18 protein-coding genes are annotated in these 22,561 nt (G+C 33.5%); 12 read left to right on the top strand and 6 right to left on the bottom strand.

Going from position 1 to position 22,561, the window contains the following annotated elements; genetic code table 11:
- Position 1: 1 nt before the first annotated feature.
- Positions 2 to 3,223, bottom strand: a complete 3,222-nt coding sequence (locus tag FA048_RS02650) for a UvrD-helicase domain-containing protein (protein WP_136838660.1) — start codon at positions 3,221 to 3,223, stop codon at positions 2 to 4.
- Between the two features lie 133 nt (positions 3,224 to 3,356).
- Here FA048_RS02650 and FA048_RS02645 point away from each other — a divergent pair, with 133 nt between their 5' ends.
- On the top strand, positions 3,357 to 3,857 hold the full coding sequence (locus tag FA048_RS02645) for a thioredoxin family protein (RefSeq protein ID WP_136838659.1): 501 nt from the start codon (positions 3,357 to 3,359) through the stop codon (positions 3,855 to 3,857).
- Positions 3,858 to 3,920: 63 nt separating this feature from the next.
- On the opposite strand, the gene FA048_RS02640 is transcribed toward FA048_RS02645, so the two are convergent.
- On the bottom strand, positions 3,921 to 5,627 hold the full coding sequence (locus tag FA048_RS02640) for a glycoside hydrolase family 3 protein (RefSeq protein WP_136838658.1): 1,707 nt from the start codon (positions 5,625 to 5,627) through the stop codon (positions 3,921 to 3,923).
- Between the two features lie 316 nt (positions 5,628 to 5,943).
- On the opposite strand from FA048_RS02640, the gene FA048_RS02635 reads away from it, so the two are divergent.
- From FA048_RS02635 to FA048_RS02625, 3 genes are all read left to right on the top strand, one after another.
- A complete protein-coding gene (locus tag FA048_RS02635) occupies positions 5,944 to 6,564 on the top strand; it encodes a porin family protein (RefSeq protein ID WP_136838657.1) in 621 nt (206 codons plus the stop codon).
- 201 nt (positions 6,565 to 6,765) lie between these two features.
- The gene (locus FA048_RS02630; protein ID WP_169306799.1) at positions 6,766 to 7,542 is read left to right on the top strand and encodes a L,D-transpeptidase family protein; all 777 of its coding nucleotides are present in this window, start codon (positions 6,766 to 6,768) and stop codon (positions 7,540 to 7,542) included.
- Between the two features lie 135 nt (positions 7,543 to 7,677).
- Positions 7,678 to 8,037, top strand: coding sequence for a DUF6249 domain-containing protein (locus FA048_RS02625; protein ID WP_136838655.1), 360 nt, complete (start codon positions 7,678 to 7,680; stop codon positions 8,035 to 8,037).
- A gap of 93 nt (positions 8,038 to 8,130) precedes the next feature.
- Here FA048_RS02625 and FA048_RS02620 read toward each other — a convergent pair whose 3' ends face one another.
- The 3 genes from FA048_RS02620 to FA048_RS02610 are packed head-to-tail and all read right to left on the bottom strand — an operon-like array spanning position 8,131 to position 10,245.
- On the bottom strand, positions 8,131 to 8,556 hold the full coding sequence (locus tag FA048_RS02620) for a hotdog fold thioesterase (protein ID WP_136838653.1): 426 nt from the start codon (positions 8,554 to 8,556) through the stop codon (positions 8,131 to 8,133).
- Positions 8,553 to 9,056: a DinB family protein gene (locus FA048_RS02615; protein ID WP_136838651.1), complete on the bottom strand. Its 504-nt coding sequence runs from the start codon at positions 9,054 to 9,056 to the stop codon at positions 8,553 to 8,555. The genes FA048_RS02620 and FA048_RS02615 overlap by 4 nt, the downstream gene beginning before the upstream one ends.
- Positions 9,016 to 10,245 carry a sensor histidine kinase gene (locus FA048_RS02610; protein ID WP_136838650.1) on the bottom strand — a complete coding sequence of 410 codons (1,230 nt, stop codon included), beginning with the start codon at positions 10,243 to 10,245 and terminating at the stop codon, positions 9,016 to 9,018. Before FA048_RS02610 ends, FA048_RS02615 begins: the two co-directional genes overlap by 41 nt.
- Before the next feature lie 174 nt (positions 10,246 to 10,419).
- On the opposite strand from FA048_RS02610, the gene gltX reads away from it, so the two are divergent.
- The 8 genes from gltX to FA048_RS02570 all read left to right on the top strand — a co-directional run bounded on the left by gltX (position 10,420) and on the right by FA048_RS02570 (position 19,853).
- A complete protein-coding gene (gene gltX, locus FA048_RS02605) occupies positions 10,420 to 11,931 on the top strand; it encodes a glutamate--tRNA ligase (protein WP_136839392.1) in 1,512 nt (503 codons plus the stop codon).
- 50 nt (positions 11,932 to 11,981) lie between these two features.
- Positions 11,982 to 12,818: a KPN_02809 family neutral zinc metallopeptidase gene (ypfJ, locus tag FA048_RS02600; RefSeq protein ID WP_136838648.1), complete on the top strand. Its 837-nt coding sequence runs from the start codon at positions 11,982 to 11,984 to the stop codon at positions 12,816 to 12,818.
- 142 nt (positions 12,819 to 12,960) lie between these two features.
- Positions 12,961 to 14,082: an ATP-binding response regulator gene (locus FA048_RS02595; protein WP_136838646.1), complete on the top strand. Its 1,122-nt coding sequence runs from the start codon at positions 12,961 to 12,963 to the stop codon at positions 14,080 to 14,082.
- 22 nt (positions 14,083 to 14,104) lie between these two features.
- Positions 14,105 to 17,695, top strand: a complete 3,591-nt coding sequence (locus FA048_RS02590; RefSeq protein WP_136838645.1) for a response regulator — start codon at positions 14,105 to 14,107, stop codon at positions 17,693 to 17,695.
- 20 nt (positions 17,696 to 17,715) lie between these two features.
- A complete protein-coding gene (locus tag FA048_RS02585; protein WP_136838643.1) occupies positions 17,716 to 18,090 on the top strand; it encodes a response regulator in 375 nt (124 codons plus the stop codon).
- A complete protein-coding gene (locus FA048_RS02580) occupies positions 18,090 to 18,917 on the top strand; it encodes a CheR family methyltransferase (RefSeq protein WP_136838641.1) in 828 nt (275 codons plus the stop codon). The genes FA048_RS02585 and FA048_RS02580 overlap by 1 nt, the downstream gene beginning before the upstream one ends.
- Positions 18,914 to 19,498: a chemotaxis protein CheB gene (locus FA048_RS02575; RefSeq protein WP_136838639.1), complete on the top strand. Its 585-nt coding sequence runs from the start codon at positions 18,914 to 18,916 to the stop codon at positions 19,496 to 19,498. The genes FA048_RS02580 and FA048_RS02575 overlap by 4 nt, the downstream gene beginning before the upstream one ends.
- Positions 19,491 to 19,853, top strand: a complete 363-nt coding sequence (locus tag FA048_RS02570; RefSeq protein ID WP_136838637.1) for a response regulator — start codon at positions 19,491 to 19,493, stop codon at positions 19,851 to 19,853. Before FA048_RS02575 ends, FA048_RS02570 begins: the two co-directional genes overlap by 8 nt.
- A gap of 41 nt (positions 19,854 to 19,894) precedes the next feature.
- Here the strand turns inward: FA048_RS02570 and FA048_RS02565 are convergent, their stop codons facing one another.
- Positions 19,895 to 22,330, bottom strand: a complete 2,436-nt coding sequence (locus FA048_RS02565) for an outer membrane beta-barrel protein (protein ID WP_136838635.1) — start codon at positions 22,328 to 22,330, stop codon at positions 19,895 to 19,897.
- Positions 22,331 to 22,561 lie beyond the last annotated feature (231 nt).

Below are 22,561 nucleotides of genomic sequence, written 5' to 3'. Positions count from 1 at the left end.
ATTAAACCAATTTTAACTTTCCACTAACCGCATAAAACAAATAAGTTTTCACATTGTCATAACCCATAGCCAACAATAGATTTTTATAATTATCAATCTGCTCAATGTGTTTATCGCTTTCTTCCAATGTGAATTTATAGTCTAAAATAATTACTTCATCCTTGGTAATTAAAACCCTATCTGGCCGGTGTAGTTTACCCTTAGCATCGATAATGTTTTTCTCTGTGATGCTTTCTGTTGCCTTACTTAAAATGGCTTTCAAATCGGTATTATTTAAAACTTCCAGCACTGCTGATTTTAAATCAGATTGCTCTTCATCTTGCACAATTCCTTGCAAAACCAACCCAGTAATATAATCCCCAACTTCTTTTTCTGTACTGGCATTTGCCAAAATATCGTGCAACAAAGAACCTTTTCTACCAGATTTTTCTATGTTCACTAAATGCTTTAAATGTTTTTCCTCAGATGGAACATATAATTCAGATAATCTTGTTGTAGTTGGGTAAGTAGTTAAACTGATGAAATTAGATTCCTCAACCTTGTTTTCTACCTTAACATAATCTTCTATCGCATATAAGTTACTTTCATTAAACTGAGAATCAAAAGTGAGGTTAATCACATCACCCATGGTAGAAAGTTTGGGGTCTTTTTTAGCCATTGTGGCTATGTATAAATAATCTTTCGACCTTGTGGTAGCAACATAAAGCATATTCAAAGCATCCATATTATTGTACAGCAACTCTTCATAATATGCCTTTGAAATAGATGAATTTGATAAGTCTTCGGTGTATTTTAAAGGAATGCCACGCAACTCTTTGTAAACCGTATCTTCTGATGAAACCCAAAATGTGGAATTCGCTTTCCCTTTAATTTCCCAATTACAAAATGGCACAAAAACAGCTCTAAATGCTAAGCCCTTAGATTTATGAATAGTAATAATTTGTATCGCATCAACTCCTTCTGGTGATGGCAAGGATTTTTTAACGCCATCTTCATCCCACCAGGTTAAAAAGGCAATAATTCCTTTTTCTCCAATCCTGCTGGCGTTAGCTGTTAAATCTCTAAATGCCAATAAATATGGAAGATGTTCGTTTAAATTTTTTAGGCCATAACTTTCAATTAAAATCTCTACCAATTCTGGTAAAGGCAATTGTAACCAGCTTTGCCAATTGTCGCATAAAGTGGCTGGAAGAACATTAAACAAACTACTTAACGAAACTCCATTTAAATTTAAATAATGGTTTGCATTTGGCTCTTTTCCTTGCAATGAAAGATACAGCGCAATACAATTTGCTTTATACAATGCAGTCTGGGCATCAATACCAATCAACACTTTTAAAGTATTAATGATTAACTGTATCGCCGAATTATTAGAAATCAATAAAGCATCTCCAGATAAGACAGGTAAATTCTGCTCCATTAATTGTTGAACAGTTAATAGCGCTTCGCTATTAGAACGAACTAAAATAGCGATGTCTTTTAGCGCATAATTCTGTTCATTTTTTAAATAGTTGATTTCGTTGATCACATCGTCTAAAGCAAGATCTCTAAAAACAGTTTCTGTAAATCTGGCTTCGTTCGGCGCATCGTCTTTGCCGAATTTTTTAATTTTTATCGTTCCACCTTTTAAAGTATTTGATGCAAAATTTTGAGTTGATGCGCCATAGATATCTGTAATAATTTGCTGATAATTTTGAGCTTGCCACCAGGTTGATATACTTTCTGGCTTACCTAATATATTTTCATTTAGTTCATTTTGTAAAGTCAATGGAATAGAACGATACAGGAAGTTATTGAACGTTATAATATTTTCCGCACTGCGGTAATTTTCTGCTAAGCTTTCTTCTAAAACATTTTCGGCTCCAACATCAATTTTGGCATGTTTATGTAAGATATTCCAATCTCCATTTCGCCAACGATAAATAGATTGTTTGGTATCACCAACAATTAAATGGTCAATTACATCTGGATTAGGTGTGGCAATGGCATTGGTTAAGAGCGATTTGAAACTTCCCCATTGACTAGTTGATGTGTCTTGAAATTCATCGAATAAAAAGTTACGATACCTGTTGCCAACTTTCTCCCAAATAAATGAAGGATTATCTCCGGCATCTTCTGTAATTCCAGAAATTAGTTTTTGTGCATCGCTGATTAATAAATTATCGTTTTCTGCTCGATATTGTTTTAACAGCACAGCAATTTCCTGCATCAACCTTAAATAATAAAGGTTTTTATTGAAAGCTATGGCTAAACTGTAATTTGGTAAATGTGCTGAATAATGTACTTTTATCTTTTGTAGAATCGGATTAATTGTGTCATAAACTTCCGGCAGACTTACATTTTTTTGGAACCATTCTTCAGGTTCATCAATATATTTAAACAGTGTTTCGAGATGAGAAAAATCGCCTCTGGCAACTAAGATTATTTTCTTTAATCCGTTTCTAGATTTTCCTTTTAGGTCATCTGTTTCAACACCCAAAACATCCATTGCTTCATTGGCTTCGGTAGCTAGGGCAATAATCTCTTCTTCAAAATTTTTAATTTCAGCTTTAGTAACACTGATATATTTTTTAAATAATTCATCTATGTTATCTAAGCCTAATTCTTCAACCGCTGTTTCGAAAATTTGGAAGCGTTCTGAGAAGATTTCACCAATTAAGTTATATAATTCTATTTTGTAATTCCAGCTTTTATTGTCGCCAATGCGTTCAATGGCTAAATCTATAATCCACTGCAAAAGTTGCTTATTATGATCTAAAGCTTCATCTAATTTGTTCACCAAATCATCTTTCACTTTATCATAATTCATCTCTAAATTATAATCGGCATTTAAGCCTAACTCGAAAGCAAAACCACGAATTACCTTTTGCACAAAACCATCAATGGTACTTACTGAAAATCTACTATAGTCATGTAAGATTTTACGATAGATTTTTTCTGCTTTTTGCTTTAAACTTTCTGCGTTCAGCTCAGGATGAGCGATAAGAACCAACTTTCTGTAATCTTCGATCTTCCTGGCGGGATCTCCTTTTGCCAAACCAACCAAAACCTCTAAAATTCGAGATTTCATTTCTTCTGTAGCCTTATTGGTAAATGTTACCGCTAATATTTCACGGTATTTATTTTCGCCACTAAAGAGTAGGGTAAGGTAATGCGCTGTTAAACTGAACGTTTTACCAGAACCTGCAGAGGCTTGAAGAATTTTGAGTGGTTTGTTGGCCATATATAAATCTTAACCCAAAGTACAATAAATCGGCTGAGTTAGAAAGGGTAGTTTTTCAACAATAGATTTACACTACTAAACAGTAGACTTTAATTTTATAATTAATTTTGCTACATAATTTATAACTTTAAATATGAAACGATTAATCCCTATAATTTTCACTTTATTTATTGCTAGTGTGAGTTTTGCGCAAACCACAACAAAACCCGCTGTAACTATTTATAATCCAAAAGCAAATGCACAAGCAGATATTGATGTAGCTGTTGCAAAAGCCAAGGCAGCAAATAAGCACGTTTTTATTCAAGTAGGAGGCAATTGGTGCATTTGGTGTATCCGTTTTCACGACTTAGTGAATGCTACCCCAGCACTAAAAGAGCTTTTGGATAAAAACTACGAAACTGTTTTGTTAAATTGGAGTCCAGAAAATAAAAATGAAGCCGTTCTTAAAAAATTAAATTACCCAGGCCGTTTTGGTTTTCCTGTATTTTTAATTCTAGATGGTGATGGCAAATTAATACATACTCAAAACTCAGCATACTTAGAAGAAGGAAGCGGACACAGTGTGAAAAAAATTACAGAGTTCTTGAAGAATTGGAACTACGCAGCGTTACTGCCTGAGAATAATAAGTATTAGAATTTATAATTCCAAACGAAAGAAGGATCTCAATAGAGATCCTTCTTTCGTTTGGATGAAGAGTTACAATCCGTCACCAGATTTAAAAAATCCATTTGCAGTTACAGGTAGTTTACCTGTGGGTATCAATTGATTTTTAAAAACAGATGCTGCGGCTTTTTGCATATAATCTTCTTTCTGATAAGCAACTAATAAAGCTTTAGCGTTTTCTAATCCTGGTAAACCGGCTAAATTATACGGATTAGCAAATAAAGCAAAAACGGCATCTTTCTTAGCCATATCACTAATTAACATTTTCACATCTGCACCCAATGGAATGTTATTGCCAGGGCGTAAACGGCTATCTACAATTGCAATAATTACTTGGTCTTCAGGTTTAATCTCTGCTAAAACCTTTGCAATTGCATTGGCATTAGCTGTTTTATCTAAACTAAAGTAAACTGAGTTTTTGTAAACCATAGCTAACTCTTTTTGAAAAGTGGTAACATCTGGAGTGCCTAAGTTTATAATTACAGTTCTTTTATTTGGGTCTAGTGTTTTAATATATTCTCTACCTTTTAACAGAGTCATACTCGCATCTGCAAGCTGTTGTAGTAGCACCAAACTTTCTGGCCTGTTAACTTCTGCAACCACATTGTCTTCTTTAATAGTTTGTTTTACATTTAAGCCAGCCCAATATTTAGCAGTTAAAATTTTCTTTACACTTTCATCAATTCTTTCCATAGTTAAGCGTTCATCTCTTATGGCTTGGCGAACCATTTTTACAGCTCTTTTACTATCTTCAGAAAGTTCTAAAATATCGTTTCCGGCAATTATCCCCATTACATCAGCTTCTCCATCTTTAAAAAACTTCACTACACCTTTCATACCCATTGCATCAGAAATAACAATTCCTTTAAAGCCTAATTGTTCTTTCAAAATACCAGTAACAATTGGTTTAGATAAAGTAGATGGCATATTTGGTGTTGCATCTAAAGCAGGAATATTCATATGTGCAATCATTACTCCAGCCGCACCCTGTTTAATCAATTCTTTAAACGGATACATTTCTAAACTATCTAATCTTTCTTTTGTAAATTTTAGTTGTGGCAAATCATAATGAGAATCTACGTCAGTATCTCCATGCCCAGGAAAGTGTTTTATACTTACTAGTAATCCACCATCTTGCATTCCTTTTAAGTAAGCTGCGCCTTTATCTGCTACATTATATTTGTTCTCACCAAATGAGCGATAATTAATTACGGGATTTTTTGCATTATTATTTACATCCACATCTGGTGCTAAGTTCATGTGCATACCAATACGTTTAAAGTCTTTTGCCACTTCTAAACCCATTTTGTAAATCAGTTCTTTATTTTGAATTGCACCTAGAGACATTTGGTAGGGATAAGAAATAGTACTGTCTAAGCGCATACCTAAACCCCATTCGCCATCACTGGCAATTAACAAAGGAACTCTTGCTAATTTTTGATATTCATTAGTTAATGCAGCTTGCCTACCTGGCCCTCCTTGAAAGAAAACTAAACCACCAATTTTTTCTTTTTTGATTACTTTTCCTACAGAATCCATATAGGCCTTACTAAAGTTAGTATGCGCTCTTACAAAGAACATCTGAGCAATTTTTTGTCTTTTATTAAGCTTATTAAAAACAGAATCAACCCATTTTGGCTCTTGTTTTAATAAATCTATATAAGATGTTTGTTGTGCTTTAGATGCGGTAGCCAAAAAGCAAATGAATATACTTAAACTATAAAAGAGTTGTTTTTTCATGAATTATTTTTTTACTAGATATTTAAAACGGTGAATTTAGGTAAAAGTTTAGATTTACAATTCAACATAAAACCTTGCTGTTTAATTAACCGTTTTAAACGTCCCTAAACCATTATTGTATTAAATTTGATACACTTTGAGGGTATTTATTCATTTGGTTTTTTATAAAAAAATAAATGTGCAATTATTATTAAATCATTAGTTATCAATAGTTAGAGCTAATATTTGATATAGGAATAGCACAATTATAAATTTATTTGGCACATTTATTCCTTAAGGGTAATTAAAATCAATATTGTTTAATAAAAAAATTAACATGAAAAAAATAATTATCCTAGCAATTGGCCTGTTCATTACGGGAGTTGCCAACGCTCAAAGTACAGATAAAGCCATTAGACTTGGTGCAAAAGCAGGTCTTAACTACTCTAACATTATCAAAGATGATGGTAATAACAATTTCGAAACCGATTATTTAGTTGGTTACCATGCTGGTTTAACATTAGACATTAAATTATTGCCAAATTTAGCCTTTACTCCAGAGCTTTTATACTCAACAAAAGGTTATAAATTAACTTCAACTTTTGGCGAGTTTACACAAAGAACTCATTTTATTGATGTGCCAATTTTAGCTAGTATTAAATTAGCCGAAGGATTTAATGTTGTAGCTGGTCCACAGGTATCATTCTTGTTATCTACAAATAATAAATTTGAAAATGGTTTTGGTACTGCTCAACAAACAATTGTTGAAGACGAATCTGATCGTTTTAAAAAGAGTTTAGTTGGTGGTGTAATTGGTTTCAGATATGATATCAATAGCCAAGTAGGCATCAACGGTCGTTATGCATTAGACTTTCAAAAAAATAACGAAAATGGTTCTAATACAACACCAGAATTTAAAAATCAAGTATTTCAACTTGGTTTAGGAATCAAATTCTAAATTGATATTGGGCAATAGCTCAAGTTAATAAGGGAGACCGTCTTTGCAAAAAGATGGTCTTTTTTGTTTTTAATAAATAACTGTTAAAATTTTGAAATCTTATTCTATAACTGTATATTTAGTTATAGAATTTTGAGTATGAAATATTTTGCGCTATTTTTTTTATTTGGTTCTGTTATAGCTTATTGCGTATGGAAGCAAATGGAACCTATTGAAAAGGTCAAATCAAAAATTCTTTTACAAAATGCTAAAGAAGATCCTGGCATAAAATGGCATGATTCGCTATACAAACATCTTCCAAAAGGTATAGATACCAGTATTGTAGTAAATGACAGTAAAGAAAATCCCTTCAAATTTGCTCAATATGTTAAACTAGTTTTTAATCACAAAGCCATAATTTTTAGAGATAAAAAAGTTTGGAGATTACATCGTTTAACAGAAGATTCACAAGATTCCTTGCAAAAGGATGATTACGCAGTAGCAAGTAGAGAAAGATGGGATGCATGGCGATATCCTGATACAATTACCAGCTGGAAGGTTAAACTAGAGGATATTGCAAATACACTTGCTCAAGCAGACCACATCTTAGTATTAAAGGCGAAACATAAAATGATTATCACTCGTAAAGGAAAGGTGGTGAAAACCTTTAATATCGACATGGGTTTTAATCCTATAGGTAACAAGGTAAAAGAAGGAGACGGAAAAACACCTGAGGGAATTTACAATGTGGATCATAAATATATCCGGAGAGATAAGTTTTATAAGAGTTTCCTGATTTCATACCCAGATGCCAATGATAAATCAATTGCCAAACAGCGAGGTGTAAAAGCTGGTTATGGTGTTTCTATTCATGGTACAACACCTGCTAAAGTTAATGCTAAAGATTGGACTGCAGGTTGCATCGCCTTGCAAAATAAAGACATTGATACTTTGTTTAAATATATTGCTTCAGGAACTGTTATCGAGATTAGGAAATAGATGTTTGGCAGATCTTTAGTTTAATTCTTATTTTTTTTCGTTTAGGGTGTAACCTAATTTTTTTTGCTGTTGTCATAGTATTCAGAACATCGGTTCTACAACGAAAGAAATATTTAACAATTAAAAAATAAAATCATGGAAGGAATATTAGTACCAATCACATTTTTCATCTGTACGTTCGCAATGGTGTTCGGTATCAGATATTTATCAAACAAAGAGAAAATGGCAATGATAGAACGTGGAATAGATCCAGGCGTTCACAAAGCAACGCCTAAACCTTTTTTAAGCCTAAAGTTTGGCTTGTTGCTAGTAGGTTTGGGTATAGGATTATTAGTAGCGCTATTTACAGTAAGAGGAGTATTCGGGTCAGAAATGACAGATATGGAAGAAGGCCAATCAGTTGCAATTTATTTTGGTTGCCTAGGTATCTTCGGAGGATTAGGTTTAATCGCATCTTATGCAATTGAGAAAAAGTGGTTAGATAAGCAAGCTTAGTCCGAAAGCTAGTAAAGTCCGAAAGTCCAAAAGTGGGTAACTTTTGGACTTTTTGATTCCAACCCTCAGACTTTCCGACTAAACTTTCGGACCTTATAAAGGTTTCGGTAAAATAGCCACTGTTAATCGGCTCACACAGTTCATTTTTCCTTTATCGTTATACATCTTAATCTCCCAAATTTGGGTTTTTCCGCCAATGTGTAAAGGTTTGCAAATTCCTTTTACTAAGCCAGAACTTACCGGCCTAATGTGATTTGCATTTACTTCTAAGCCAACAGCAATATATTTAGCCGGATCAATACACATATACGATGCAATGCTACCTAAGGTTTCTGCTAGGACTACAGATGCACCGCCATGTAAAATTCCTGCTGGTTGGTGTGTACGTTCATCAACTGGCATCGTTGCGCAAATGTAATCTTCACCAATTTCGGTAAATTCAATACCCAATAATGCGCCAATATGGTTTTTAGGTCTATCATTTAATAATGCTGGTGTAAAATCTTTAAACCAAATCATAAATAGCGTTCTTTAATCACATTAGTGTGATGAATAATATGCCCAGCAAGAACATAAACCAAGGCTTTTACAGAAATTAGATTTCCATTTGCATTACCACTTCTAGCTAATTCTTCATCATTTAAAGATTTTATTAAAAACATATTTGCTTTTCTCAACTGGGCAAACTCTTCTGATAGACTAAATAAACTTCGGGCCTTAAAATTTGCATTTGCAACATATTCATCTTCTTCAAAACCTGGTATTTGACCCTTTTCATTTCTTGCAAAACAAGTTAACCTAAAAGCCATAATGCGCTCAGTATCTATAATATGGCCAACAAGCTCTTTAATAGTCCACTTACCCGGGGCATAAGCATAATCACCTTTTTCTATTAGGTTATTAATGAAATTAGAAAAGTCAGAAATTTGCTTTTCTAAAATTTCAATTACATCTCCTTCAACAAGGCTAATGTATCTCTCATACCACTCTGGGTACTCCTGTGTTTGAGGTTGGTTCATAAGTTATACTGCTTTTTAATATAATTCTAAATGTTGTACCTTTTCCTAATTCAGATTCCTTCACAAAAATTTGTCCGCTATGGTAATTTTCTACCATCCTTTTGGTTAAAGACAAGCCTAAACCCCAACCACGTTTACGGGTAGTATAACCTGGTTGAAAAACGGTATCGAATTTGGAACGTGGAATACCCTTTCCGGTATCACTTACGTCAATAAATACTTCTTCCTTAGCTAAATTTTCTACAATGTTTACACTAATCGTTCCTTCATTTTCTATAGCGTTGGCTGCATTTTTTAATAAATTTTCAATTACCCAATCAAATAATGGAATACTTAACATTGCTCTTACTTGGTTATCGCCAGTAATTACAAAGTTGATCTTGTCTGAAGTACGGATTTTAAAATAAGCAATAAAGTTTTTAACTACTAAATAAACTACATGATCTTCAAGTATTGGCTTGGAGCCAATTTTAGAAAACCGGTCTGTAATAATCTCTAATCGATGGATGTCGTTTTGCATTTCTGCTATCAAGGGATCATCTTCTGCATCGAATTTAGATTTCATCAGTTCAACCCATGCCATTAATGAAGAAATAGGCGTGCCAAGTTGATGTGCGGTTTCTTTAGCCATCCCAACCCAAACTTGATCTTGTTCTGCTCTACGGGCAGAGCTAAATGCCACGTAAGCAGCTAAAATAAATAGGCCGATCACACCCAATTGTATGTAAGGGAAAAACCTCAATTGTGTTAAAATAAAAGAATCCTTATAATAAGCAACCAATGGTTGATCTTCACTTCCTGCCATTTTTGCTGCAGGATGTTGTTTTTTCATTTTAGCGAGTTGCCTAACAAAATATAAGGAATCGTAAGTTTTAGAATTATCGCTAGAATATAGCGTTTTTGTAGAATCCAATCCAATCCAAGTGTAAATACTACCATCGGGGTTAGTAAGAATCACATCCATTTTGTTGTTTTCTTTAATGGTGTCAAAAACGTCCGTTAGTTGCTCGTTTTCATACATTTTCATTTGTTGCTCTAAAACTTTTATAAAGAGATGAAATTGGGCGGCTTCTTCACGTTCCATCTTTTTCACAAAGAAATCAGAATAAAAGACAGATGCTGTACCAATTACGATAGCAAATACAAGTAAAAAAACTTTCCAGCGGCGCTTCTTTTGATATGGGTTCATAACAGATGAAGGCAAATTACAAAATAGCAATCAAAAATATACCAACAGAAAACGTAAACGAGGTAAAACCATCATTATTTTTTCAAAAACAACTATAAAAAGGGTAAAATCATAGTAGCTCATCACAATTAAAAAACAGATAATTTAGAGATGAAAATATATCTTTGCGATGTAATGGAAAAGAAAATTAGAGTAAGATTTGCGCCAAGCCCAACTGGAGGCTTACACTTAGGAGGTGTTCGTACCGCTTTGTTCAATTATTTATTTGCTAAAAAACATAATGGTACATTTATTTTGCGGGTAGAGGATACAGACCAAACTCGCTTTGTAGAAGGTGCAGAACAATATATTGTAGATTGTTTAAATTGGTGTGGTATTTTGCCAGATGAAAGCCCACAAACACCAGGTGCTTTTGGTCCATACCGCCAAAGTGAACGTAAATCAACTTACAAGCAATATGCTGAGCAGTTAATTGCTGATGGATATGCCTATTATGCATTTGATACTCCAGAGGATTTGAATGCGAAAAGAATAATCTTTCCTAACTTTTTATACGGACAAAAAAGTAGAATGGAAATGCGTAATTCATTAACCTTAACACAAAGCGAGGTTGATGATCTACTTGCTCAAAATACACCGTATGTTGTTAGAATTAAAATGCCAGAAAACGAGCACGTTTCTTTTGTAGATACAATTAGAGGTTTAGTAAGTTTTGATACAAACTTGGTTGATGATAAAGTTTTACTTAAGGCAGATGGTATGCCAACTTACCATTTAGCTGTTGTTGCAGATGACAAAGCAATGGAAATTAGTCATATTTTTAGAGGAGAAGAGTGGTTGCCATCTGCCCCGATTCATATTTTATTATGGAAATATTTAGGATGGGAAGATTCGATGCCACAATGGGCACATTTACCTCTAATTCTAAAACCAGATGGTAACGGAAAATTAAGTAAACGAGATGGAGATCGTTTGGGTTTCCCGGTATATGCAATGAACTGGACAGATCCAAAGTCAGGAGATATTACTCAAGGATTTAAAGAATTAGGCTTCCTTCCAGAGGCATTCGTAAATCTTTTGGCAATGTTAGGCTGGAATGATGGTACTGAAAAAGAAATATTCACTTTAGCAGAGCTGATAGAATCATTTTCAATTGAACGAATTAGCAAAGCGGGTGCTAAGTTCGATTTTGAGAAAGCTAAATGGTATAACCACGAATGGATTAAACAATCTTCAGCTCATAGTTTGCAATTTGCAGTTCGCAATTTGCTTGCTGAACAAAACATTGAGGTTAAAAGTGAAGATTTTTTACTTAAAGTGATTGATATGGTTAAAGATCGCTGTAATCTATTAGGTGATTTTGTTGCTCAAAGTACATATTTTTTTGTTACACCAAATGCATATGATGAGGCTGCGGTAAAACCAAAATGGAGTCCTGAAAAAGCAACGTTCTTTCAAGAATTTAGTCAGAATTTTAAAACTGATTCTACTGCTTTACAATTAGAAGAAGATTTTAAAGCATTAGCAGATGTAAAAGGATTTAAACCAGGTGAATTAATGTTACCTTTTAGAATTATGTTAGTTGGCGGCAAATTTGGGCCAGGAGTTTTTGATATTGCTTTATTGTTAGGTAAAGAAGAAATTCAAAATAGAATAGAGAAAGCAATAGCGATATTTAATACTTAAACAATTTGGTATTAAAATTGTCTATTGTTTAAAAAATTAATCTCAAAATTATGCAGTGGTTCGGTAGAGGAAGTGAAAATGTAGACGATAGACGAGGAATGAAAGGTGGCGGTGTTGCAGTAGGTGGCGGCGTTGGAGTAATTATCGTTATTATTGGTTTATTATTTGGTAAAGATTTAACCGGACTGGTTGGTCAATTACCACAAGGAACTCAAACAGAGGGAAAAAAAGGTGTTCCTACTGATGCAAATGGTAAGTGGATTGCCGGGATTTTAGAATCTACAGACTCTGTTTGGGTTGCTCAATTTAATGAAATGGGCATAAACTACGAGCGGCCAACATTAGTTCTTTTTGATGATGCCGTACAATCTGCCTGTGGTAATGCAAGTTCTGCAGTTGGCCCTTTTTACTGTCCTGGCGATAATCAAGTTTATATAGACTTATCATTTTATGATGAATTAAAAAACCGCTTCGGCGCTACCGGAGATTTTGCACAAGCCTATGTAATTGCACACGAAGTTGGACACCATGTTCAAAATTTACTGGGCGTTTCGGCAAAAATGCAAGAAGCTCGTGGTAGTTTAAGTGAAGTAGAATACAATAAACTTTCTGTTAAACTAGAGTTGCAAGCAGATTTTTATGCAGGCTTGTGGGCACATCATGCGCAAAATTTAAAAGACTTTAGATTAGATGCTGGTGATATAGACGAGGCCTTAAATGCTGCAAATGCCATTGGAGATGATAAACTGCAGAAACAGGGTCAGGGAGAAGTAGTTCCTGATGCATTTACTCATGGTACATCTGCCCAAAGAATGCATTGGTTTAAAAAAGGGTTTGATACAGGCGAAATTAAACAAGGGGATACTTTTAATACTTCGAGCTTTTAAAAAGCTCATTTTCATAAATTTTACGCAATATTTGATTTATTTTAAAACAATTCTGTGGAATAATTGTTGTCAAATCTTATAGCAATTTTAAAGTTTAAAATTAGCTTAGCCAAACAAACAACAATTGTAACTATTTTTGTGAATGATCCTTATTGTAGATGATACGCCAGAAAACCTAATTTCGTTAAAAAAGGTTCTCGAAAAATATGATTTTGAAGTAGATACAGCGTCGTCTGGAGAAGAAGCACTAAAAAAAGTTTTAAAGAACTCTTATGTTTTAATTATCCTCGATGTACAAATGCCTGGCATGGATGGCTTTGAGGTTGCTGAGGCAATTTCTGGTTATAGCAAGGCAAAAGAGACTGCAATCATATTCTTATCTGCAGCCAATACCGAATTTAAATTTATTGCAAAAGGATATTCTTCAGGGGGTTTAGATTATATTACTAAACCAGTTGACATGAATATTTTGCTGCTAAAAGTGCAAACGTTCTATCGCATTTATGAGCAAAGTAGAAAGCTCAATGAAATGCAAAAAACTTTACTCGAAGAAATAGAATTTCGTAAAGAAGCAGAACGGAAAAAAGATGAATTTATCAGCATTGCTAGCCATGAATTAAAAACACCTTTAACTAGTGTAAAAGGCTACGTTCAGTTATTAGAAAGAAGTATTAATAAAGGCGATACAGACACTATTAGAAAGCATTTAGGTAAGGCACAGGTTCAATTGGAAAAATTGAATAGCCTAATTGCTGATTTGCTAGACATCTCTAAAATAGAAAGTGGAAAGCTAAAATTTAATAAACAAGATTTTTCTCTAGATCAATTATTGGATAACGTAATTGAGGTTATGCACCAATCTAACCCCGAATTTAAGATAAATAAAAAGGGTTATGCCAAGTGCGATATTTATGGTGATGAGATGCGCATAGAACAGGTTATAATAAATTTTTTAACCAACGCCATGAAGTATTCTCCAGGCACTGATGAAATTAATTTAACTGTTAATGTGAAAGATAATGAGCTGTATCTAGCTGTTAAAGATTCTGGAATTGGCATGTCTCCAGAACAACAAAAAAACGTTTTTGAGAAATTTTACCGTGTTGAAGAAACTTCTCAGCGGTTTCAGGGCCTAGGAATAGGTCTTTACATCGCATCAGAAATTATTAAAAGACATGGCGGGCAAATAGGTGTAAATAGCAGTTATGGAGAAGGCTCTGAGTTTTATTTTATAATGCCTACTAATTTAAGTACAGAGGTTTAATGATTTTAAAATTAATATATTAATGAAGTTATCGCTAAAAAGTAACCTACGCCTTGGACTTGGTTTATCATTGGTTATTCTAATCTTGAGTTCGCTCGCCTCATACGTAAGCATTAGAAATTTAATAAAAAGCTCTGATTTAGTAGAACATAGTAATACCATAATCAATGGATTAGATAATACAATTTCTACATTAAAAGATGCCGAAACAGGACAAAGAGGATATTTATTAACCGGGAATAAAGTTTTTTTAGAGCCATATATTGGTGCACAAGAAAAGGTTAGTGTTCTTTATAATATGTTAAAGGATAATACTATTGATAATGCGTACCAACAGAGAAAACTTGATGAGCTAAAAAACATACTCGATTTAAGATTAAATATCATTGAAAAAACCATCAATATAAAAAGTAACGGCGGTACAGTTCCGGTGCTAAGCTTATTGGAGGGAAAATCTTATATGGATAATGTAAGGCAGATCATTAAGGATATGCAATCTGAAGAAAAAAGATTATTAGCCATTCGCACCAGCGAGTTAAATAATTTCTCAGGTTACACACCTATGTTAATTATTTTAGCTGCCGTTTTATCATTTCTAATTACAATCTTCTTTTATAGAAAAGTATCGTCAGATTACAATGAAAGAGTAAAGCTTCAAGAAAAACTACAGCTAATCAATGAAGAAACCGCAAATAGAATTCAAGTAATACAAGGTATTGCCCGCGAAATCTCTAGCGGCAACTATAGAATTAGGTTAGATGATGTAGCTAAAGATGGTTTAGGAAATTTAGCTGGTTCTTTAAACGCAATGGCCGAATCACTTGAGTATTCTTTTGGATTATTAGAAGATAAGGAATGGTTGCAAAGTGGTATTGCCAAGCTCAATGACCAGATGGTAGGTGAGAAAGATATTAAAACATTGGCAAATGATATGCTTATTCATATTGTAGAACATACAAAAAGTCATGTTGCGGCATTGTATATCTTGGGGGAAGATAAGAACCTTTATTTAACAGGTAGTTATGCTTTAACGGCAAATGAGAAAAACCATAAAATTTCAAATGGAGAGGGATTAATTGGGCAATGTTTGCAATCAAATAAATTGATGCTGTTAGATCAAATCGACGGAGAAATAACAATTAGCTACGCAACAGGACAAACAAAACCTAAAAATGTAGTCGCATTTCCATTACACAGAGATGGAATTATGGTTGGTGTAATAGAACTGGCTTCTTTAAATGCTTACACACCAAGAAAATTAGATTTCTTAAATAACATTTCTGGTAATATTGGTCTGGCTATCCATGCTTCACAAAACCGTAAAAAAATACAAGAATTTTTAGAAGAGACGCAAGCCCAAGCAGAAGAGCTACAGGCACAGCACTCAGAACTTGAGGCGCTTAATGCAGAATTAGAAGCGCAAACCCAAAAAATACAGGCTTCTGAAGAAGAACTTCGAGTGCAGCAAGAAGAACTGTTACAAAGCAACCAAGAATTAGAAGAAAGAACGAGTTTACTTGAAGAGAAGAACCAATTAATTCAAGAACGTAATATCGATATTCAACAAAAAGCAGAGCAATTAGAACAAAGTACCAAATACAAATCTGAGTTTTTGGCAAACATGTCTCATGAATTAAGAACTCCTTTAAATTCAATTTTATTGCTGTCTAGATTAATGGCAGATAATGAAGAATTAGATGCAGAGTATACAGAATATGCTTCTGTAATTCAAAGTTCTGGACAGGGCTTATTAAGTCTAATAGATGAAATTTTGGATCTTTCTAAAATCGAAGCTGGCAAAATGGATTTGGAAATTCATAATGTTACCGTTGATGAGGTGCTAACAGACATGCAATCTTTATTTAATCCGATAGCAAAAGATAAGCAATTGGAAATGGAAGTTTTGGTTGATGAGGATCTTCCCACTATGATCAGTACAGATAAAATGAGGTTAGAGCAAATCTTGAAAAACCTTTTATCTAATGCTTTTAAATTTACAACTGAAGGAAAAGTGAGTTTAGTCCTCAGTTCAAACAAAAAAAATAAGACCATTACGTTTAATGTTAAAGATACTGGAATTGGTATTGCCAAATCTAAATTGAATATGGTTTTTGAAGCCTTTCAACAAGCCGATGGCTCTACTAGACGTAAGTTTGGGGGTACGGGCCTGGGCTTATCGATTAGTAGGGAGCTAGCTAGGTTATTAGGTGGAGACATTGAACTAAAAAGTCAAGAAAATGTTGGTAGTGAATTTATTTTAACTATTCCACTAAACTTTGCAGACAAAGAGTCGTTTTTGGAAGAACAACAGATTAAGAAACAAACCGAAGAAAATCATCCTTACGAAGAATTTATACCAACATACGTAGAGCGATACACTGTAGATCGTATTCCGGGAGAGGTTGAAGATGATAGGGCCAGTATAACTGAAAACGACAAGGTAATCTTGATTATTGAAGATGATACGGCATTCGCAAAAATGTTATTAGATTTTACGCGTAAAAGAAATTACAAAGGCTTAGTTGCTGTGCGTGGAGATGTTGGAATAGAAATGGCCAATCAATATAATCCAATAGCTATTTTATTAGATATTCAGCTACCTGTTAAAGATGGGTGGCAAGTAATGGAAGAGTTGAAAAATAATGCAGCAACTCGTCCTATTCCAGTTCACATCATGTCATCGCTTTCGGTAAAACGAGAAAGTTTATTAAAAGGAGCTGTAGATTTTATTGATAAGCCAGTGGCTTTAGAGCACATGAAACAAATTTTCGAAAAGCTTGAGGATGCATTAAGTAGATCGCCAAAAAAAGTGCTAATAGTTGAAGAAAATGAGCAACATGCTAAAGCATTAAGTTACTTTTTGGCGAGCGCTAACATTCAAACATTAGTAGTAAGCAATGTAAGTGAAAGTATTGAAGCATTAAATAAAAAAGAGGTTGATTGCGTAATTTTAGACATGGGTGTTCCTGATAAAAACGCTTATGAAACTTTAGAAACAATTAAGAAAAACGACGGATTAGAAAACTTACCAATCATTATTTTCACCGGTAAAAGCTTGTCCAAGGGAGAAGAAAGCCGCATTAAGCAGTATGCAGATTCTATAGTTTTAAAAACGGCGCATTCTTATCAACGTATTTTAGATGAAGCTGGTTTGTTTTTACACCTTGTTGAAGAAAAGGATAAGTCAGAAAAAGTAGCAGTTAGAAATAACTTAGGTGGACTAAATGATGTTTTAAAAGACAAGGTTGTAATTATTGCAGATGATGATGTAAGAAATATTTTTTCACTTACAAAAGCTTTAGAGCAGCACCAAATGAAGGTTTTAGCTGCGGTAGACGGTAAGGATGCCTTGAAAGTTTTAGCAGAAAACCCAAAGGTAGATGTAGTATTAATGGATATGATGATGCCAGAATTAGATGGTTACGAGGCTACAAAAGAGATTAGGAAAATACCAGCCTATAAACAATTGCCAATTTTAGCTGTTACAGCAAAAGCAATGATGGGTGATAGAGAAAAATGTATAGCAGCCGGGGCTTCAGACTACATTTCAAAACCTGTGGATGTGGATCAGTTGGTTTCTTTGTTAAGGGTTTGGTTGTATGATAAAGTTTAAAATAATTGTTTTAAAAACTTATGGAAGTTAAGGCAAAGAAAATATTAATAATAGATGACGATAGTAGGAATATATTTGCATTAACAGCAGTTTTAAAAGCTAAAAAATATACCTGTTTGTCAGCAAATAGCGCTCAGCAAGGCTTTGATATCATAGCAAATGACCAAGAAATTGGTGTGGTGCTAATGGATATGATGATGCCTGACATGGATGGATATCAAGCAATGAATAAAATGCAGAATCATCCAGAAATGAAGGCAATTCCAGTAATTGCAGTTACTGCCCAAGCAATGGTAGGCGACAAAGAGCGTTGCCTAAATGCTGGAGCTGCAGGTTATATTTCAAAACCAGTAAATGTAGATGATCTAGTTTATCAATTAAATCATTATATCTAGTGTCAAATCTAACTGCTATAAGTGATGAACAAGTTGAAATCTTGATTGGTGATGTTTTAGAACAATACGGTTATGACTTTACCGGATACTCAAGAGCATCTTTAAAAAGACGTTTGCTCAGGCTTTATGGCTTAGACAGACAAGTTAGTTTTGCTGAATTTAGGTATAAAATTGGAAATGATATTACTTATTTTAAACGATTTGTTGAACAAATTACAGTTAATGTTACAGAAATGTTTCGCGATCCAAACTTCTATAAAACATTAAGAAGTAAGGTGTTGCCAAATTTAGGAACTTACCCATTTATAAGAATTTGGTTGGCAGGTTGCTCAACAGGAGAAGAAGCTTATTCAATGGCCATAGTTCTTAAAGAATTAGGGTTATTACACAAGGCATTAATTTATGCAACAGATATTAACCCAACTGTATTAGAAAAAGCAGCTCAAGGCATGTTTCCCCTCAGTCAAATGAAGCAATATTCAGAAAATTACATTGCATCTGGTGGAACAAATGAATTTTCATCTTATTACAGCGCTAATTATTCTTTGGCAAAGTTTGACGATGAATTAAAAGAAAAGATGATATTTTCTACACATAATTTAGTTTCAGACCATTCATTTAATGAATTTCAACTCATATTATGCCGTAACGTTTTAATTTATTTTGATAGAGACTTGCAATTTAAAGTGCTCCAATTATTTGACAATAGCTTAGATAATTTAGGATATTTGGCATTGGGGACAAAGGAAACAACTGACTTTTCTCCAATAAGCAAACGTTACAAAAGATTAGAAACTGAGAAGATTTGGAGGAAGATTAGCGAATGAAAGATTGCGAAGCATTGGTAATTGGAGGCTCGGCTGGGAGTTTGGATGTACTTTTGAAAGTATTTCCAGCTATCAACTTAAATATAACTTTTCCTATTATTATTGTCGTGCATCGTAAACAAGGAACAGACTCTTTATTGTCTGATCTTTTATCAACTAAAACTAGTCTAACGGTAAAGGAAGTTGAAGAAAAAGAAGCAATATTGGCGGGCACAATATATATTGTACCAGCAGATTATCATTTATTAATAGAAAAAGACTTAACTTTCTCATTAGATTACTCAGAAAAGGTAAATTATTCAAGGCCGTCAATCGATGTTACTTTTCAATCGGCGGCAGAAGTTTATGAAGATAAATTAGTTTGTTTATTACTCTCTGGTTCTAATTCAGATGGTGTAAATGGATTAATTACAGTAAAAAATTATGGCGGAGAAACGGTAGTACAAGATCCAATTTCTGCTCAGATTGATTACATGCCGGCTCAAGCAATATTAAGAGCCAAAATAGATAGGGTTTTGGCAATTGGAGAGATGGCAAATTATATAAATACAATAGGAAAAAGGCCCAAAGACAATGAATAAAAAGGTATTTATTTTTGATGATAATACAGATATTTTAGAATTATGTACATTAATTCTAGAAGACGCAGGTTATGAAATTAAAACTTCTGCAACCTCAAATGAAATTGTAGATCAAGTTTCTGCTTATATGCCAGATTTGATATTTATGGACAATTGGTTGCCAGATGTTGGGGGTATTGAAGCTACACAAGAGTTAAAAAAACATCCTGATTTAAAACATATTCCAGTAATTTATTTTTCAGCTAATAATGATGTAAAAGCATTGGCTGAAAAAGCCGGTGCTGATAGTTATTTACCGAAACCTTTTGACATACATGCTTTAGAAGATGTGGTGAATGCTTACATCGGAAAATAATTTAATCCTGCTGGTGAATATTCCAACAGGATTAAATATAATTAGTTTTTCATTCTTCCTTGCTCACTTTCTGTTCCTGTAGAACGACGACGAGCAGGTTTAATTTCATTTTTTCCGAAGCGATAAGTGAAACTTATTCTCCCAACTTGAGTTTCATTTTTCTGGTATAAATCATATTTTAATCCTGGATAAGCACTTTCTATATTGCTATCATTGGTGTTGAATACATCTGATAAAGCTAATTTTAAACTTGCTTTTTTGTTTAGCAATGATTTGCTAATGCCCATATCAATGAAGTGTCTTGATCCAATTTTTAATGTCCCATATTCTAATGGAGATTCGTAGTTTCCACTCAACTCTGCCGTTAACCCATCCATAATTACAAAGCTTTGTTGACTTTTAAACTGGAATGATGTTCTACCTGTTTTTAAGGCCTGTCCTGCTAAATTTGGAGACTCAAAACTCAAATGAAATACATTTAAATTATTGTTCATATCCCACCATTTAGCAATTTTGGTAGGAACGTTCAAATTTGCACTATAGCTTACATTTTTTGCAAGATTGGCGTTAGTTTGATATAGTGCCTTTTGTGCCGGATCAGGTAATAGAACATCTGTAATTGCATCATTTGTTCTGCTATAATTTATAGATAGATTATATTTCTGTAACAAAGTGTAAGTAACCTCAAAACTATTAGTGTACTGTGGGTTTAAGAAAGGATTACCTTTACTATAGGTGTACTGATCTAAGTAATACACAAATGGGTTTAGGGCATCATAACTTGGCCTATCAATTCTACGGCTGTAAGAAAAGCCAACTTGATTGTTTTTTGATAAAGTTTGTTGTATAAAGAACGTTGGGAAAAAGTCCCAATAACTTCTTTCAACAACGTTATTGCTTGTTATTAAATTGCCTTTAGAGTTTGTCTGTTCAACTCTTAGACCAAATTGTAAGCTAGTGTTTTTAAATTGTTTATTAATGTTTGTATAAGCTGCATTTACGTTTTCATCATAAACAAATTGATTACTTCTTCTTACATCATTTTGCCAAACATTAGCTTTAAATTCTTCAGCTCTTAAATCATTATCAGTTTTTACCCAACTACTTTTCAAGCCTGCTTCTAATTTTATACTTTTGCTTAACGAAACATTGTAATCAACCTTAAATGCTTTGATGTCAATTTTAGAAGGTGTTGCGTTTCTAATAAACTCTACTGGACGAATTAAATTTCCATTTGCATATAAATATCGGTTCTCATAATCTGCCCCGTCATTTCCTTTATAGTTTGAGTAATCTAAATCTACCGATAACTCTGAACCAGCAGTATCTAAAATAGTTTTATAGTTAAAATTATAGGCCATATTATCATATTTATTGGTTTGATAACTATTAGCCAAAACTAGTGAGTCTACTTGAGTAAAATTTGGACCAATTTTGGTATTGTTTATTGTGTTTTCGTGGCCATTATTAGAATAACCATTAATCAATAATCCTACTGTGTTTTTCTTATCAATAAAGAAATCTACCCCAACCTTATAATTATTGTTCTTCATTTTACGATACATATCACCAGTTTGCGTAAAGTAGGTATCTTGTGTTCCATTAGCAATACGATTAATGCCTATATAATTATCCCTGCCATTTTGGCCATAATTATAGTTTCCAAAAATGTTTACTTTGTTTGTTCTGTGGTTGAGGTTGAGCCCTGCATTACCTCTAAAATTTTTGCCATATCCAGCAGTAGCATTGATACTTCCATTTGTACCTCCATTTTTATTCTTTTTTGTTTTAATATTTATAATACCTGAATTGCCCGAGGCAGGGTATTTAGATGATGGGTTGGTAATTAATTCGATTGTCTCTAATTGTGAGCTTTGCATGTTTCTTAATAAATTGGCAACATCAGCATTACTCATGTAGGTTTGTTTCCCATCAATCATAATCATTACACCTTGCTTCCCTTGCATAGAAATATTGTCGTTTTGGTCTACAGTAACGCCCGGTGCTTTCTGTAGCACTTCTAATGCCGATGAACCAATTGCAATACTGCTGTTTTCAACATTCATTACCATTTTATCTGTTTTTCGCTCAATTAATGGTTTGGTAGCATTAATGCTCACTGTATTTAAAGTCTTTCCTTCAGATTTGAGACGAATTTCTCCTAATGCTAAAGTCAAATTATTTTCTGCTAAAGTGAAGGCTTTGCCTTTGTAAATGCCATAACCCATCATATTTGCCTTAACATAATAGTTCCCGGTATTGATATTTATAAATTCAAATTTCCCGTCTGGAGCAGTTAAAGCAGTTTTAACTAATGATGAATCTGAGGCTTTGAAAAGACCAACAGTAACGTAGTCGATGGGTTTGCTTTGATCATCTAGAATGATACCACTGATAGTTCCCTGCTTAGCTTTTTCAGCAGCTATCGAGATATTTCCGATTAGTAACGTAAGTATTAAAATGTAAATAGTTTTCATATTGTTAGTTTATTGGTTTAAAAATTAAAGCATAAAAATTCCATCACGTTTTTCACGCGAATTTTTTCACAGCAATAAATTTTATTTAGTTTTTAAAGACCGGAAGTCTTTTCATTTAGTTTGTATCTTATAGACGATAAGACGATAGAAAAGGTTACAGAGAAAATGCAATTTTTAAATATTTAACAATTTTTAGGAATAAAAAAGCCCGTATAAATCAATTATACAGGC

Source organism: Pedobacter polaris (assembly GCF_005116505.1).
Classification (GTDB): Bacteria; Bacteroidota; Bacteroidia; order Sphingobacteriales; family Sphingobacteriaceae; genus Pedobacter; species Pedobacter polaris.
Note: the sequence above shows the minus strand (reverse complement) of the source record. Positions and strands in the feature narration are given on the sequence as shown.

Coding starts and splice junctions, on each gene's coding strand:
- FA048_RS02620 (WP_136838653.1), bottom strand. CDS start 8,556: ATGATTTGGTTTAAAGATTTTACACCAGCATTATTAAATGATAGACCT.
- FA048_RS02635 (WP_136838657.1), top strand. CDS start 5,944: ATGAAAAAAATAATTATCCTAGCAATTGGCCTGTTCATTACGGGAGTT.
- FA048_RS02590 (WP_136838645.1), top strand. CDS start 14,105: ATGAAGTTATCGCTAAAAAGTAACCTACGCCTTGGACTTGGTTTATCA.
- FA048_RS02610 (WP_136838650.1), bottom strand. CDS start 10,245: ATGAACCCATATCAAAAGAAGCGCCGCTGGAAAGTTTTTTTACTTGTA.
- FA048_RS02645 (WP_136838659.1), top strand. CDS start 3,357: ATGAAACGATTAATCCCTATAATTTTCACTTTATTTATTGCTAGTGTG.
- FA048_RS02570 (WP_136838637.1), top strand. CDS start 19,491: ATGAATAAAAAGGTATTTATTTTTGATGATAATACAGATATTTTAGAA.
- FA048_RS02625 (WP_136838655.1), top strand. CDS start 7,678: ATGGAAGGAATATTAGTACCAATCACATTTTTCATCTGTACGTTCGCA.
- ypfJ (WP_136838648.1), top strand. CDS start 11,982: ATGCAGTGGTTCGGTAGAGGAAGTGAAAATGTAGACGATAGACGAGGA.
- FA048_RS02615 (WP_136838651.1), bottom strand. CDS start 9,056: ATGAACCAACCTCAAACACAGGAGTACCCAGAGTGGTATGAGAGATAC.
- gltX (WP_136839392.1), top strand. CDS start 10,420: ATGGAAAAGAAAATTAGAGTAAGATTTGCGCCAAGCCCAACTGGAGGC.
- FA048_RS02565 (WP_136838635.1), bottom strand. CDS start 22,330: ATGAAAACTATTTACATTTTAATACTTACGTTACTAATCGGAAATATC.
- FA048_RS02595 (WP_136838646.1), top strand. CDS start 12,961: ATGATCCTTATTGTAGATGATACGCCAGAAAACCTAATTTCGTTAAAA.
- FA048_RS02585 (WP_136838643.1), top strand. CDS start 17,716: ATGGAAGTTAAGGCAAAGAAAATATTAATAATAGATGACGATAGTAGG.
- FA048_RS02630 (WP_169306799.1), top strand. CDS start 6,766: ATGGAACCTATTGAAAAGGTCAAATCAAAAATTCTTTTACAAAATGCT.
- FA048_RS02575 (WP_136838639.1), top strand. CDS start 18,914: ATGAAAGATTGCGAAGCATTGGTAATTGGAGGCTCGGCTGGGAGTTTG.
- FA048_RS02650 (WP_136838660.1), bottom strand. CDS start 3,223: ATGGCCAACAAACCACTCAAAATTCTTCAAGCCTCTGCAGGTTCTGGT.
- FA048_RS02640 (WP_136838658.1), bottom strand. CDS start 5,627: ATGAAAAAACAACTCTTTTATAGTTTAAGTATATTCATTTGCTTTTTG.